General features: G+C 54.8%; 10 protein-coding genes. 5 read left to right on the top strand and 5 right to left on the bottom strand.

Annotated features, from left to right (window positions below; genetic code table 11):
- Nucleotides 1-8 precede the first annotated feature (8 nt).
- From hyfB to focA, 3 genes are all read right to left on the bottom strand, one after another.
- Nucleotides 9-2,045, bottom strand: coding sequence for a hydrogenase 4 subunit B (hyfB, locus tag DESU86_RS02175; protein ID WP_179979548.1), 2,037 nt, complete (start codon nucleotides 2,043-2,045; stop codon nucleotides 9-11).
- Nucleotides 2,038-2,667: a 4Fe-4S dicluster domain-containing protein gene (locus DESU86_RS02170; RefSeq protein ID WP_179979547.1), complete on the bottom strand. Its 630-nt coding sequence runs from the start codon at nucleotides 2,665-2,667 to the stop codon at nucleotides 2,038-2,040. Before DESU86_RS02170 ends, hyfB begins: the two co-directional genes overlap by 8 nt.
- Before the next feature lie 183 nt (nucleotides 2,668-2,850).
- Entirely contained in the window at nucleotides 2,851-3,741 is an 891-nt protein-coding gene (focA, locus tag DESU86_RS02165; protein WP_179979546.1) for a formate transporter FocA, read from the bottom strand.
- A 1,227-nt stretch (nucleotides 3,742-4,968) separates the two neighbouring features.
- On the opposite strand from focA, the gene DESU86_RS02155 reads away from it, so the two are divergent.
- Entirely contained in the window at nucleotides 4,969-5,397 is a 429-nt protein-coding gene (locus DESU86_RS02155; RefSeq protein WP_179979545.1) for a cupin domain-containing protein, read from the top strand.
- Between the two features lie 159 nt (nucleotides 5,398-5,556).
- On the opposite strand, the gene DESU86_RS02150 is transcribed toward DESU86_RS02155, so the two are convergent.
- Nucleotides 5,557-7,035, bottom strand: coding sequence for a sigma-54 interaction domain-containing protein (locus DESU86_RS02150; RefSeq protein ID WP_232088229.1), 1,479 nt, complete (start codon nucleotides 7,033-7,035; stop codon nucleotides 5,557-5,559).
- Between the two features lie 150 nt (nucleotides 7,036-7,185).
- Between DESU86_RS02150 and DESU86_RS02145 the strand changes: the two genes are divergently transcribed.
- The gene (locus DESU86_RS02145; RefSeq protein WP_179979544.1) at nucleotides 7,186-7,545 is read left to right on the top strand and encodes a hypothetical protein; all 360 of its coding nucleotides are present in this window, start codon (nucleotides 7,186-7,188) and stop codon (nucleotides 7,543-7,545) included.
- Here DESU86_RS02145 and xsc read toward each other — a convergent pair.
- A complete protein-coding gene (gene xsc / locus DESU86_RS02140; protein ID WP_179979543.1) occupies nucleotides 7,542-9,278 on the bottom strand; it encodes a sulfoacetaldehyde acetyltransferase in 1,737 nt (578 codons plus the stop codon). The two genes, DESU86_RS02145 and xsc, sit on opposite strands and share 4 nt — an antisense overlap.
- A gap of 701 nt (nucleotides 9,279-9,979) precedes the next feature.
- On the opposite strand from xsc, the gene DESU86_RS02135 reads away from it, so the two are divergent.
- The 3 genes from DESU86_RS02135 to DESU86_RS02125 all read left to right on the top strand — a co-directional run bounded on the left by DESU86_RS02135 (nucleotide 9,980) and on the right by DESU86_RS02125 (nucleotide 13,474).
- Nucleotides 9,980-11,374 (top strand): aldehyde dehydrogenase family protein, encoded by a 1,395-nt coding sequence (locus DESU86_RS02135; RefSeq protein WP_179979542.1) that lies wholly within the window; start codon nucleotides 9,980-9,982, stop codon nucleotides 11,372-11,374.
- Nucleotides 11,375-11,462: 88 nt separating this feature from the next.
- Complete coding sequence (locus DESU86_RS02130; RefSeq protein ID WP_179979541.1) at nucleotides 11,463-12,587, top strand: ATP-grasp domain-containing protein; 1,125 nt, start codon at nucleotides 11,463-11,465, stop codon at nucleotides 12,585-12,587.
- Complete coding sequence (locus DESU86_RS02125) at nucleotides 12,587-13,474, top strand: succinate--CoA ligase subunit alpha (RefSeq protein WP_179979540.1); 888 nt, start codon at nucleotides 12,587-12,589, stop codon at nucleotides 13,472-13,474. The genes DESU86_RS02130 and DESU86_RS02125 overlap by 1 nt, the downstream gene beginning before the upstream one ends.

Here is a 13,474-nt window from a genome sequence, read left to right as displayed (position 1 = left end):
GGTTCCCCCTAGGCGGCTTTGATGAGAAGCAGCGTGATAAGCGCGATGATGATATACAGGCAGTAGACGCGGAAATCGCCCTGCTGCAGCCGCTGCACGCATATGCCGGTCTTTTGCACGGCACGGACGATGCGGGCAAGAATGCCGTCGTCCCACATGGGTTCCACATGCCGCGCCGTGCGTATGACCGAGTCAAGTGCGCGCGACATGGCCGGAGCGGGATCAAGCGCCTGGCGCAGGCGGTAAAGCCCCGCAAACACATGGCGCAGCCCCTGGGTAAAACTCCCGGCGGAGAGGGCCATGCGTTCCTCGTAGCCGTAGCCGCAGGCCCAAGGGTCATTTTTGCGGCGCATGGGCAGGCGGTCGGCCTTGCCGATCATGAAGACCAGCAAAGGCAGCAGCATGCCGCCCAGCAGCAGGAGCATTACCAGTGTGGGAGAAAGTCCGGTGGCGGCGTCCGCACCAGGAATGAGCACGCCCTGGCGCACGGCTTCAAGATGCTGCTGGCCAGTGGTGAGCGAATCGGCCACAGCGCTGACGACAGGGGCCACGCAGGCCGCGCCCACGCCCAGCGCCACGCACAGCGCGGCCAGACCAAGCATGGAAAGCGTCATGGCGGCCGGAACTTCCGTGGCTTCCGCAGCCTTGGCGCTGCGCGCCTGACCGCAAAAGCTGATGCCGTACACTTTTACAAAGCACATGGCGGCCAGAGCGCCGGTGATGGCCAGCATCACGATTGCCACTGGGCCGGAAAGCCGCGCGATGACGGAGGAATGCTGGCTGATGCTCACAAGTCCCTGATAGGTGTACCATTCACTGACAAAGCCGTTGAGGGGCGGCAGGGCGGAAATGGCCATGCAGCCCACCAGAAAGGCCAGGGCCGTGCGCGGCATGCGCTTGGCGAGGCCGCCCATCTTTTCCATATCCTTGGTGTGCACCGTGTAGATGATGGCCCCTGCGCCAAGGAACAGCAGGCCCTTGAACACGGCGTGGTTCAGCAGGTGGTAGAGCGCGCCCAGAAAGCCCAGTGCGGCCAGCAGCGGATTCTTGAGGGCAAGGCCCATGAGGCCCACGCCCACGCCCATGAGGATGATGCCCACGTTTTCAACCGTGTGGTAGGCAAGCAGGCGTTTGATGTCGTGCTCCGCCAGCGCGTACATGACGCCCAGCACGGACGAAACAGCGCCAAAGGTCAGTACCACAACGCCCCACCAGACAGGCATATCCGCGCCGCCCAGCAGGTCCGCGCCCACCTTGATGATGCCGAACACGCCGATCTTGACCATCACGCCCGACATCATGGCCGAAGCGTGCGAGGGCGCTGCCGGGTGCGCTCTGGGCAGCCAGCCGTGCAGGGGCAGCATGCCCGCCTTGGCCCCAAAGCCGAAAAATGCCAGCAAAAAGGCGATGGAAGCCATGAGCGGCGAAATCTGCGCCTGACGGAAAGCCGCAAAATCAAGGCTGCTGTCAGGGGTGTGGCAGTACATGATGAAGAACGAGGCCATGATAAGCACAGACCCGGCATGCGCTATGAAAAAGTAGAGCAGACCGGCGCTGACCGCTTCGCTTTCCTGATCGGCGATGACCAGAAAATAGGAAGAAAGCGACATGACTTCAAAAAAGATGATAAAATAGAAGGCGTTGTCCATGACCATCAGCGCCACCATAGAAGCGATGAAGGTATTCATGAAAAATCCCATGGCCGCAGCGCCCTTGCCTTCGTATTCCCTAACATAGGCCAGGGAATAGATGGAGGCGGCAACCGCCAGCAGGGAGATGACGCCCGTCATGAAGGCTCCCAGCATGTCCAGCCGTACGGCCAGATGCGCAAAGGGAAACGGTCCCGCATAGACATGGCTGAGGGCCTCGGTCCGTTGCAGCAGAAAGGGCAGGACAGCATACAGCCCAAGCGCGCCGCCAAGCGCGCCAAGCAGGCCGCTGACCGTGATGGCGGCCCTTTCGTTGCGGCTCAGCAGCAGGGAAAGCACGCCACCAGCCATGTAGGTCAGCACAGCCCAGAGCAGGATTTCAAGTGGATCACGCATGCTGCACCCCCGACATGGTTGTTGCCGCCGGGACGGCTTTGTCGTCGTGTTTTTCCATCTCAAGCGTGGCAATACGTTTGCTGTTTTGCAGTTCGGCCAGCGTTTTTTCGTCCACAAGGCGCAGGGCCATGGTGGGGCAGGCCTCCACGCAAGCCGGGGTCGAGCGGAAGTAGCAGAGGTCGCACTTTACGGCCACAGTGCGGCGGCCCACATTCCAGGCCAGAAAAGGCGGCATGGAATAGTTGCTGCCCGGGGCGTCGGCCAGTTCTTCTTCCGGCACATAGTGCTCGTATACTTCCGGGTGCCCGGCGGGCCTGTCGGCCGCCGGGGCAATGGCCCCGAAAGGACAGGCAAGACCGCACAGCTTGCAACCAATGCAGTTGCTTTCGTTGATGTGCACTGAATGCCCTGTGGCAGTGATGGCGTTCACCGGGCAGACCTTGGCGCAGGGCATGTCTTCGCAATGGCGGCAACTCACGGGCGCTGTGCCGTTGCCGTAACGCATGACCTCAAGCCGGGGTCTGCCGAGCAGCCCCTGCTGCTCATGCACCAGCGAACACGCCGCCATGCAGGTATTGCAGCCGATGCATTTGACCGGGTCCGCAAAAATAAAATGGTTCATAAGCTTCCTCGTTACGCAAGGGATCGTGATAATGGCCCCTCGTCAGCAGAATGCGTGCCATTATGCACAAATTGAGTATTCATGCGCATTTTGGGGAATATGTCAGCTCGCTATCCATGCGGCGGGCTATCCATAACGCCGTGTTCGACACTTTTGACGAAGCGCTTCGACAGCGTCGACACTTTAGTCGATGGTCGGGGACTGCTTGTGCCGTGTGGCCATGCTGGCTGGCTGGTGGCCCTCGTGACCGTGCCGCAGGTAGATGAGCCAGTGGAACAGGCCCACAAACACGCCCCCGCCAAGGATGTTGCCCAATGTCACGGGTATGAGGTTCTTGAAAATAAAATTCTGCCAGTTCAGCACAGAGGCTATGTGCGCGGGGTCGGCCAGTTTGGCCGCCACTTCGGGGGGCATCATGTGGCTGCACAGAATGCCAATGGGAATCATGAACATGTTTGCCACGCTGTGTTCAAAACCGCAGGCGATAAAGAGTCCCACGGGGAACAGGCAGGCGATCATTTTGTCAAACAGCGAGCGCCCTGCGTAGCTCATCCACACGCCAAGACAGACCATCAGGTTGCACATGACTCCCAGAAACATGGCTTCAATGAAGGTATGGGTCAGCTTGTGCTCTGTGGTGTTGATGTAGAAAAGCGCAATGCTGCCGCCGTTCTCCCACGGATGCCCGCTGAGCAGTATAAGCGCCACAAGAATCAGGCTGCCCACAAAGTTGCCAGCGTAAACAACGCCCCAGTTGGCGAACATCTGCCCCCAGGTGATCCTTTTGCTGGCACGGGGAAGAAGGGTCATGGTTGTGGAGGTGAACAGATCCGCGCCCAGAACAATGACCAGCATGAGCCCAAGGCTGAACACAAGACCGCCCACAATCTTGCCGGCGCCGCTTGCATTGGCTATGGCGCAGTAGACAAAACCCAGACCGATAAACACGCCCGCCATAACAGCAAGCAAAAACGCCTTGCCCGCAGGCTTGATGGCCTTGCCTTCCATGACGGCAGCCGCCTTGTCGCACATTTGATAAGGGTTCAGCGCTTCGAAGGAGGAGGAATCGGCCATAACAACTCCTTTGCTGTGTAAAAAAGTGATTGAGAATTTTTACACATGTTGCAAAGGGGGTGCCAAATAAAATATATTATATTCTAGTATGTTGAATGAACATTTTGAGGGCGTCATTTTTGAGCATATGTGTCGAAGCTCACAATTGGACCATGTGACGAGGCGTGGAAGTGAAACAGAAATGGCAGGGAAGGTGCACAGCAAGCCAGAGCAATTTCTCTTTGAAATTGCTCTGGCAAATGCGGGAGCAGACGCCCGCCGCGAAGGAGTAAGCGAAATTTATTTGCGCAGTTACGCACCGGAGCTGGCGTCTTGGAAGCATGAAGAATAGGATATTTTCAATGCGAAAATGCTCTAAATTCGCAGACAAAATGCACTCGAAAGGCAAATTGCTATCCGGCTGCGAGCGTGTGCAAAAGGGATGTCAGTTGCACGTATATTTGTGAATAATGGCGCAATCTACTCGGTGGCCCAAGGGGCCATTCGCGCATCCACATCCAGATTGCAACATAAATATATGTTATGCCAAATAGATGGAGTGGCAACAGCACAAAAAACGGGCGCGCCAGAGATGTCTGGCACGCCCATTAAGGCAAGGGATATTTTATTCCAGGCCGAAGAGGAAGGGGATAGTCCATTATTTATCCGGCATGATAGTCCAGCGCCACTTTAAGGATGCTGTTGCGCACTTTTTCAGGATAGTCGGCATTGTCGGTCAGGGCCTGTGCATCGGCCAGCATGATGTAGATTTCATCAAATTTCCCAAAATCTTGCAGAAAACGTGCTGGTTGAGCGATCCGGAGAAGTGTCCGATATGCAGCTTTCCCGTGGGGCGCTTTCCTGTCAGAATGACATTGCTCATAATGTTTTGCGTATGCTCAGGGCTTGGGCATTAGGAGTGCAGCTTCCTTATGTGAATTTTTTTTGCAACATGGAACGGGCTTGCTGCATAAGTATGCAACCGCTCCGCAATGTTTGCACATGGAGCAGGGCGTAGAGGCTTTTGCGTATGCACCAAGCATGCGCAGGGCTCAAGGGGCCTTGCCCCAAGAACAGTATTCGGATGCGCAACCTGTGGGTATCCTTCACTTGCGGATAGGTTTGTGCGGGCATATAGTCGTGTCGCCGACATCAACGTGCCGCCTATGCATCGACAGGCTTTATTCCATATGATTCCATTGTGTTATGTGACTTTACGAAAAGTATCCATGTAACCGGAGTGTGACTATGAAAAAGATGTTTTTTGCCGTAGCGCTGTGCTCACTGATGTTTGTCGGAACAGCCCTTGCGGGGGAGCCGCAGCTCTACCCCAAGGATAATCTGAAAACCTGGAACCGCGACAATGTGGCTGGCGGTCAGGGTACGCTGTTCGGCCAGTTCGGCTTTACCCGCAACGACGCAACCAAGGATATGGTCATCAGGGAAATCGGCTGGATGACCCTGCAGCCAGGTGCTTCCATTGGCATGCACAAGCATGAAAACAATGAGGACGCCTACATCATCGTTTCCGGCGAGGGCGTATTTACCGACAGCGCGGGTAAGGAAACCCCGGTGAAAGGCGGCGACATCACCATCGCCCGCCCCGGCGATTCTCATGCTCTTAAAAACAGCGGCAGTGTGCCTCTGGTTTTTCTGGATGTGATCGGCCAGCGCTAGCTTTTCCCTGTGGTTCGGGCAAAGCCTGCCCCAATAAAAGCATCCCATCAGGCGGACAAGGCAAAGCGGCGCACGCAGAAGCCCTGAAAACCTGATGGGTTTTGTTTTGCAGAACGGCTTTTTGAGGAGCACCCCTCCACGCCTTATGCATGGTTGCGCCTAGCTATCGTAATTATTGCGCGAAATACCGTATTTTTTAAATTTCTCATAAAGCGTTGCACGAGAAATACCTAAACTTCTTGCTGCCTTGGCCACATTCCAATCATACTGGTTAAGAGCCGACACTATCAAGTGCAGTTCGTTGTCGGCCAGCATGGCGGCAAGATTTGTGTTTTTTTTGGATTTGGTATTTTGGAGCGGCGAATCGGGAAGCTGCGCCGCCGGGGAAAGCTTGTCATGATGGGGTTCCATTGGTTCCACGGCCAATTTTCCGAAGTCTGAAAGAACTTCCGGCGGCAAGTCCTCAAGGTTGATGGTGTCGTTACGGCAAAGACTCAGGGCGGAAGTCAGCACGTTGCGTAGTTCGCGAATATTGCCGGGCCAGTAATACTTCAAAAGCGCCTGCATCGCGCTTTTTGAAATTTTCGCGTCCTGCCTGTCCATGCGCTCTAGCATATGGCGGACTAACAGGGGAATATCTTCCTTTCGCTGATGCAATGACGGCACAACGAGCCTCAGCGGGCTAAGTCGATAGTACAAATCCTCGCGAAAACTGCCCTCGGCGATCATTGCCTTGAGGTCACGGTTGGTGGCTGCAAGCAGGCGAAAATTCACAGAACGCTGCAGGGTTGAACCAACTCTGCAAAGGGTGCTGTTTTCCAGTACGCGCAGCAGCTTGGCTTGTACAGGAAGCGGGGTGTCTCCGATTTCATCCAGAAAAAGCGTGCCTTGGTGGGCCAGCTCAAGCTGTCCTACCTTGCCGTCCTTGTGCGCGCCCGAAAAGGCCCCTGGCGCATAACCGAACAGCTCCGATTCAAAAAGCTCCTTGGGTATGGCGGCGCAGTTGATGCTCACAAAGGGGCCTTCACGGCGTTCGCTTTCGCAGTGTAATGCGCTGGCCGCCAACTCCTTTCCAGAACCCGTGGCTCCAAGAATCAGCACCGGCGCATTGGTTTGGGCAAAACGCACCAGGTATTCCTTGAAGCGCTGGATGGTATCGCTTTCGCCAATGATGGATTGCAATGTATAGTTTGGGGAAAGGGCGCTTCGTATGCGCCGCTCGTAAGAAGCAACTTTTTTGTCAAGGTATTCAATTCTTTTCATTACCGCGTCGAACTCGCCGCGCGTGCTGAAAAGAGTCTGAGAAAGCATGCCGATGGTGTCGGGAGCGTATTCAAACGGCTGGCGATTGACTACGATCATTCTTTCGCCGTCTTTGCCCTTGAATTTTCTGATGTTGCCCATTTCCGACTGCCCGGTGCTGGTTACAAAAGGAGCGCGACTGTCAGGAATAAAATCCGTGATGGGTCGTCCCATAATCTGCTCACGCGGCAGACCGAGGTAGTCGGCGTAGGCCTGATTGATAAACTTTACCACATAGTTATTGTCACACACATATATGCCGGTTGTCAGGCTGTTGAGGATCAGTTCATAAAACTGTTCTCTCTGATCAAATAGGGAAGAATTGGGGGGCATCATGGTTCCTTTGTGGGTTGCCAAGGCTGACCGCGCCATGCATGAGCGATTGGTTTAAATGAAGATGCCCTAATGTACATTAAAAAAAATGCATCAGCAATCATTGAATAAATCTGAATGAATCCTGGAACAATGCAAAAGCCCTGAAAAAAGATGATGTCTTTCTGCCGCAGCAACATGCGGATATTGTGTAGCCGGGTTTTTTGCGGATCTGCAACGCAACACGAAGAAGCCGTTACGATTTCTTTCCGTAACCTTGCTGTTGTTGAGGCCGGGCGGCGCTATCTACCTAGTCATGCCGCCACCCTGGCGGCAAACCAGGATGACGGCATGGTGGAGGAGTGGAGTAAGAATCTTCCGGCCGCGAGGTGGCTAGAGCATTTCAACATTCAAATTGTCTATGCAGATGAAATGCTCTGGCCTTGCGAAGCAACACGCAGCAAGGCTCGCGAGATTGGCTTAGGTGGGTTTTCCCCACCGCTACGCGACAATCTCATAGCAAAACTCCTTTAGAAGTTCTTTTTGTCGAGATGCTCGTACTTCGGCAGATATCTGGTCGGTAGGGCCAGCGCGTCTCTGCGGAAGGGGGGGGCAAGCCGCGTACCGTCAGTCATTACTTCAATAACCGCAGGGCGTCGGTTCTTCTTGGCCGCTTCAAGAGCTTCGGCCAGATCCTTCTGCGTGTTGACCGTGTAACCGTCGGCGCCCATGGCCTCGGCTATCTTGGCATAGGACTTGGACCAGATGTCCGCGCCCACAAAGCGGTTGTTGTAGAAGTCCACCTGGTTTTTCTTTTCTGCGCACCAGGCCCCGTTGTTATACACGGTGGCGATGACGGGCAGATTGTACTGGCAGGCGGTGGGCACTTCAAAAAGGCTCATGCCCCATGCGCCGTCGCCCACAATGGCTACCGTCAGGTCTTCAGGGCAGGCAAGCTGCGCGCCCAGAGCGGCCTGATAGGCAAAGCCCGTGTTGCCGAAGGTCAGCGTGGCCACATGGCGCTTGGGATTCTTGAAGCGCAGGTAGCTGTTGGCCGTGGAGGACGTGTTGCCGATATCCGTGGTGGCGATGGCGTCGTTGTCGGTGATGAACTTGCCCACCACTTCAAGAGCCTTGCGCGGATGCATGCGTCCGGCTTCCACGGGTTCGTCGGCGATAAGGGCGATTTCCTGATACCAGCCGTTCAGCTCGTCCGTCACCATATTATGCACATAGGTCAGGTCGGTCTTGGCGGGCACGGCCTGACGCAGCCGCGCGAACAGTTCTTCGGAGGCGTCCTTGGCGTCGGCGCACAGGCCCACTGCCACGGGGTGCGTCTTGGCGATATGACGCGGGTTGATGTCGATCTGCACGATCTTGGCGGTCTTGGGGAAGTAGTTGATGTCGTACTGCGGCAGGGTGCCGAAGTAGGACAGCCTGGTGCCCACGGCCAGGATGACGTCGGCCTTCTGCAGGATGCGCATGGCGGCCTTGGAGCCCATGTAGCCTATGGGGCCGGTCCACAGCGGATGGTCGCAGGGGAAGGCGTCGTTGTGCAGATAGGTGGTCGCCACAGGCGCGCCAAGGTATTCGGCCATGGCCTTGATGGTGGCAACGCAGCCCGAATCCACCACGCCGCGCCCGGAGATGATCACCGGGTTTTTGGCGTTCTTCAGCACTTCCACGGCGGCCGCGAAATGTTCGGGATTGCCGATGCCGCCGGGGGCCACGCGGTACTGCGAGGGATGCAGAATGTCTTCATCCAGCTCGCCGTAAAAATAGTCGCGCGGGATGTCCACAAGCACCGGGCCGCGTTCGGCGTAGGCAATGCGGAAGGCCGTGCGTACGATGTCGGCCGCGCGCTTGGGGTGAGGCACGCGCAGGGAGGCCTTGGTGATGGGTTTAAACAGATTCCACGTGTCGCATTCTTGGAAGCCGTCCCAACCGACGGAAATGCTGCCCGCACTGGGCGAAAGAACCACCATGGGCGAATGCGCCATGTTGGCCGTGGCCACAGCCGTCACATAGTTGGTGATGCCGGGGCCGTTCTGGCCGATAACCACGCCGGCCCTGCCGGTAAGACGGCTGTAGGCGTCTTCCATATGCCCGGCAGTCTGCTCATGGCGCACTGAAATAAAGTCGATCCCCGCTGCGGGAAACAAATCCAGCATGTCCATAAATGCGGAGCCGAGAATGCCGCTGACATGGTTTACTCCTTCCTGAACCAGAACTTCCGTCATGGCCTCACTGGGCGTCATCTTGGGCATTGGCATATTCTCCTTGAAAAAAAAGTGCGTGACCTGCACCGATACGGATCGACGCACGCAAACTGGTGCGACGCCGGCAGCGCAATACGGCAATTGTAGTTGTCAGCCTGTATGGTGCTGGTCTGAATACCCTGCTTATGCACAAAGTAATCCAACACGCAGACATCAAAAATAGTAAATTATGTCAGTATGTTAAATGAATTTACTCTGTTATGTGAAAAAAATAACTAAAGAGGGGCCGATTTTGATGCATCATTTGAGACGTTTTACATGCATTTTAGTTTTTATGTTTAGAATATTAATTGAATTAAATTGTTAAACAATGATATATATTTCGTTTTTACCGGATAAATACACTTTTATAAATGATATAATATCAAAATATTTTAATTACTACATCACAAAAAATGAATTCATAGTTAATTACAACACAAAATATTGCCCACCATCTATTTCACAGTAAAATCATATTTTTTCATGTGTCTTATTTCACAGAATATATCCAGACACACATGTCTGAATTCCCATACACTATTCCAGACTTTGCGCATGTCACCTAAGCACTAATTTTTAAAAATCATATAATTATACGTAGTTATCAACTATGGCCCGCTTGTTGCTAATGTGAAAATATTAACAGCTCAATACGGCATGGCGATGTACGGACACCTTGTTTGCGAATATCTACCGGAGAAATGGTTATGAAAAGCGTCGATGAGCTTTTGTCTGCCGCAAAGCAAGCGCAAAAGACTTTTTCTGGCTACACGCAGCAACAGATAGACGATGTTTGTCTTTCTGTAGGTTGGGAAGTGTACAATGATGCCAATGCCGCAATACTTGCGAAAATGGCCGTTGAAGAAACCGGTTACGGCAATTTTGAAAGCAAATTCGTCAAACACAAGAGAAAAATTGGCGGCGTGCTGCACGACATTAAAGGCGTAAAGACCGTAGGTTGCATTGAGCGCAATGAAGAAACAGGAATTTCAAAGTACGCCAAGCCGGTAGGCGTGGTATGCGCCATTCTTCCTGCCACCAATCCCACAGCCACCGCGGGCGGCAAGGCCATATCCATTCTCAAGGGCGGCAACGCGGTCATATTCAAACCCAGCAGCCGGGCCAAGGAATGTACCACCAAAGCCATAGAATTCATGCGTAACGGCCTGAAGCAGGTGGGCGCTCCCGAAGATCTCATTCAGGTTATTGAATTGCCCGAGCGTGAAGACACAGCGGAATTGATGCGCAAATCCGACCTGATCGTTGCCACAGGCAGCGGGCCCCTGGTCAAAGCCGCCTATTCCAGCGGCACCCCGGCATATGGCGTAGGAGCAGGCAATGCTGTGGCCATTGTGGCGGAAGACGCTGATATCCCTGACGCGGTGCAGAAAATCCACAGCAGCAAAACCTTTGACTACGCCACCTCCTGCTCCTCGGAAAACGCCATTATTGTGGTGGACGCCGTGTATGATCAGACCATCGCCGCCTTTAAAGAAATGAATGTTCATGTCTGCTCTGCTCAGGAAGCGGACGCTCTCAAACAGCACATGTGGAAGCTGAACAAAAAGGGCAAGATGGCTCTTAACCCCGATGTGATTGCCCAATCGTCGCTGGTTATCGCCAATGGCGCCGGCATATCCGTACCCGAGAACACCACCATGTTGCTGGTGGAAAGTGCTGAAGATCCCCGGACAGATCAGTTTGCGGATGAGAAGATTTCTCCCGTGCTGGTGGCTTACCGGGCCAAGGACTTCGACGCCGCTGTGGATATCCTCAAGATTTTAACCAGCCGTGTCGGCCCTGGTCACTCCTGCGGCATCCATACGTTCAAGCGCGACTATATCGAGCGCCTCGGCAACGAGATGCCGACCAGCCGTGTGACAGTGCGTCAGCCAATGGCTGCCGCCAATGGCGGGTACCCCTGCAACCGTATGCCTTCAACAGCCACTTTGGGCTGCGGCACCTGGGGGGGAAACATCACCACGGAAAATGTGCACTTCAAACATTTTTTGAACATCACCTGGGTCAACGAACCCGTAGAACCTTGGGCTTTTACGGATGAAGAAATGTGGGGCGCGTTCTGGAAGAAGTACAATATGTAGAGCCGCTTCTTTTGGAATAGGCAGCCGGTGCATCCTTTTCGACAGCATACCGGTCGCGTGCCATACAAAAACCCAAGGGGAACCACCCATGAAATTATTTGAATTCCAGGCAAAGGAAGCTTTTGCAGAGAGCGGCATCCCTATTCCTCAGGGAATATTATGCTCCACTGTTGCCGAAGTGCAAACCGCCCTCAAAGCCATCGGCCTGCCCTGCGTTCTTAAATCGCAGGTGCTGCGCGGCGGACGTGGCAAGGCTGGGCTTATCCAGGTTGTCAAAACCGAAGACGAAGCCATGGGCAAGGCCGCAGAGCTTTTTGCCTCCCCACACGGCGTGTTTCGTATTCTTGTGGAACAGGCGGTTGATATTGCGCAGGAGCTGTATCTGGCCATAACCCTTAATCCCGTCACCGCGCAGATCAGCATCATATCCAGCGCTGAAGGCGGCGTGGAAATTGAAAAACTGGCTGAAGAATCACCGGAAAAACTGGTGAAGGTAGATGTGGACATTGACAGGGGCCTCATGCCGCACCACGTGCGGGAAGTGACATTTGGCCTTGGTCTTCAGGACGAATTGGCCAAAAAAGTCGGCGAAGTGCTGCGAAACCTCTATAAGGTCTTTCGCAAATATGGCGCTGAACTGGCAGAAATCAATCCCCTGTTCGTGGACGCCGACGGCGAGATTGTCGCAGGCGACGGCAAGCTCATCACTGACGACAATATGGGCAACTTTGACGGCAAATATCCGCTGACCCGCGCTCATTTCGACAGCGATACCGAATACGAAGCCGCGCTTGAAGGCATTCCCTACCTGCAGTTTGACGGTGACATTTCGCTCATGTGCGCCGGGGCCGGTCTTACCACGACGGTATTTGACCTCATCAACTACGCTGGCGGCACGGTGGCCAACTATCTTGAATTTGGTGGTCCCAATTACAAGAAAGCCCGTGAAGCCATGCGTCTTTGCCTGCGCAACAAGTGCAAGGTCATTCTGGTAGTGACCTTTGGCACCATCGCCCGGGCGGACGTTATGGCCAACGGCCTGGTGGAAGCCATAAATGAGCTTAATCCCGATGTGCCCATTGTGACCTGCATTCGCGGCACCAATGAAGAAGAGGCCTTTGACACCTTGCGCGTGGCTGGCTTGGACCCCCTTGGTGAAACTGAGGAAGCCGTACAGCGCGCAGTGGACATCGCTGCGGGGAGGGTGAAGTAATGAGCATTTTTATCGACGAAACCACCACAGTGGAAGTTCAGGGCGCCACCGGCAAAGAAGGCAGCTACTGGCTCAAGCATATGAAAGAAATGGGCACCAAGGTCGTTTTTGGCGTCACGCCGGGCAAGGAAGGACAGGATGTGGACGGCGTGCCCGTATTCCATTCCGTCAAGCGTGGGATGCGGGATCATCCCGCCGAAATGGCCATGCTGTTCGTACCGCCCCGCTTTACCAAGGACGCAGTCTTTGAGGCCCTGGACGCAGGCATAAAAAAAATCGTCACCATCGCCGACGGCATTCCCGTGCATGAATGCCTGCAAATTCGCAGCGCTGCGCGCTCCTGCGGGGCTATGGTCATCGGGGGCAATACTTCGGGCATAATCTCGCCCGGAAAGGGCATGGCAGGCTGCATACCTTTTTGGATAGAGCGGGTCTACAAGCGCGGATCCATCGGCGTCATGACTCGCAGCGGCTCGCTTACAAACGAAGTGACAGCGGAAGTGGTGAAAGGGGGGTTCGGCGTCAGCACCCTTATAGGCGTCGGTGGCGACATCACCCCCGGGACCCGTTTTGCAGAACTTTTGCCCATGTTCGAAGCTGACCCGGAAACTGAAGCTGTGGTTATCATTGGCGAACTTGGCGGCAGTATGGAAGAAGAGGTGGCCGAAGCCATGGAGGCAAAGATATTCACAAAGCCTCTCGTGGCCTTTATCGGCGGGCGCACCGCACCGGAGGGCAAACGGATGGGGCATGCGGGCGCTATCGTTACCGGAGGCAAAGGCACGGTAAAAGGCAAAGTCAGAGCCTTGGAGATGGCCGGCGCGCTAACGGCGGCCAAGCCCAGCCAGGTGGGGCCGCTGCTGCGACAGGCTTTCAAGCTGTCCTGA

The sequence above is a fragment of the Desulfovibrio sp. 86 genome (assembly GCF_902702915.1).
Classification (GTDB): domain Bacteria; phylum Desulfobacterota; class Desulfovibrionia; order Desulfovibrionales; family Desulfovibrionaceae; genus Desulfovibrio.
Note: the sequence above shows the minus strand (reverse complement) of the source record. Positions and strands in the feature narration are given on the sequence as shown.

What these genes read in the sequence shown, in the direction of transcription:
- hyfB (WP_179979548.1), bottom strand. Translation starts at nt 2,045, where the DNA reads ATGCGTGATCCACTTGAAATCCTGCTCTGGGCTGTGCTGACCTACATG.
- DESU86_RS02170 (WP_179979547.1), bottom strand. Translation starts at nt 2,667, where the DNA reads ATGAACCATTTTATTTTTGCGGACCCGGTCAAATGCATCGGCTGCAAT.
- focA (WP_179979546.1), bottom strand. Translation starts at nt 3,741, where the DNA reads ATGGCCGATTCCTCCTCCTTCGAAGCGCTGAACCCTTATCAAATGTGC.
- DESU86_RS02155 (WP_179979545.1), top strand. Translation starts at nt 4,969, where the DNA reads ATGAAAAAGATGTTTTTTGCCGTAGCGCTGTGCTCACTGATGTTTGTC.
- DESU86_RS02150 (WP_232088229.1), bottom strand. Translation starts at nt 7,035, where the DNA reads ATGATGCCCCCCAATTCTTCCCTATTTGATCAGAGAGAACAGTTTTAT.
- DESU86_RS02145 (WP_179979544.1), top strand. Translation starts at nt 7,186, where the DNA reads ATGATGTCTTTCTGCCGCAGCAACATGCGGATATTGTGTAGCCGGGTT.
- xsc (WP_179979543.1), bottom strand. Translation starts at nt 9,278, where the DNA reads ATGCCCAAGATGACGCCCAGTGAGGCCATGACGGAAGTTCTGGTTCAG.
- DESU86_RS02135 (WP_179979542.1), top strand. Translation starts at nt 9,980, where the DNA reads ATGAAAAGCGTCGATGAGCTTTTGTCTGCCGCAAAGCAAGCGCAAAAG.
- DESU86_RS02130 (WP_179979541.1), top strand. Translation starts at nt 11,463, where the DNA reads ATGAAATTATTTGAATTCCAGGCAAAGGAAGCTTTTGCAGAGAGCGGC.
- DESU86_RS02125 (WP_179979540.1), top strand. Translation starts at nt 12,587, where the DNA reads ATGAGCATTTTTATCGACGAAACCACCACAGTGGAAGTTCAGGGCGCC.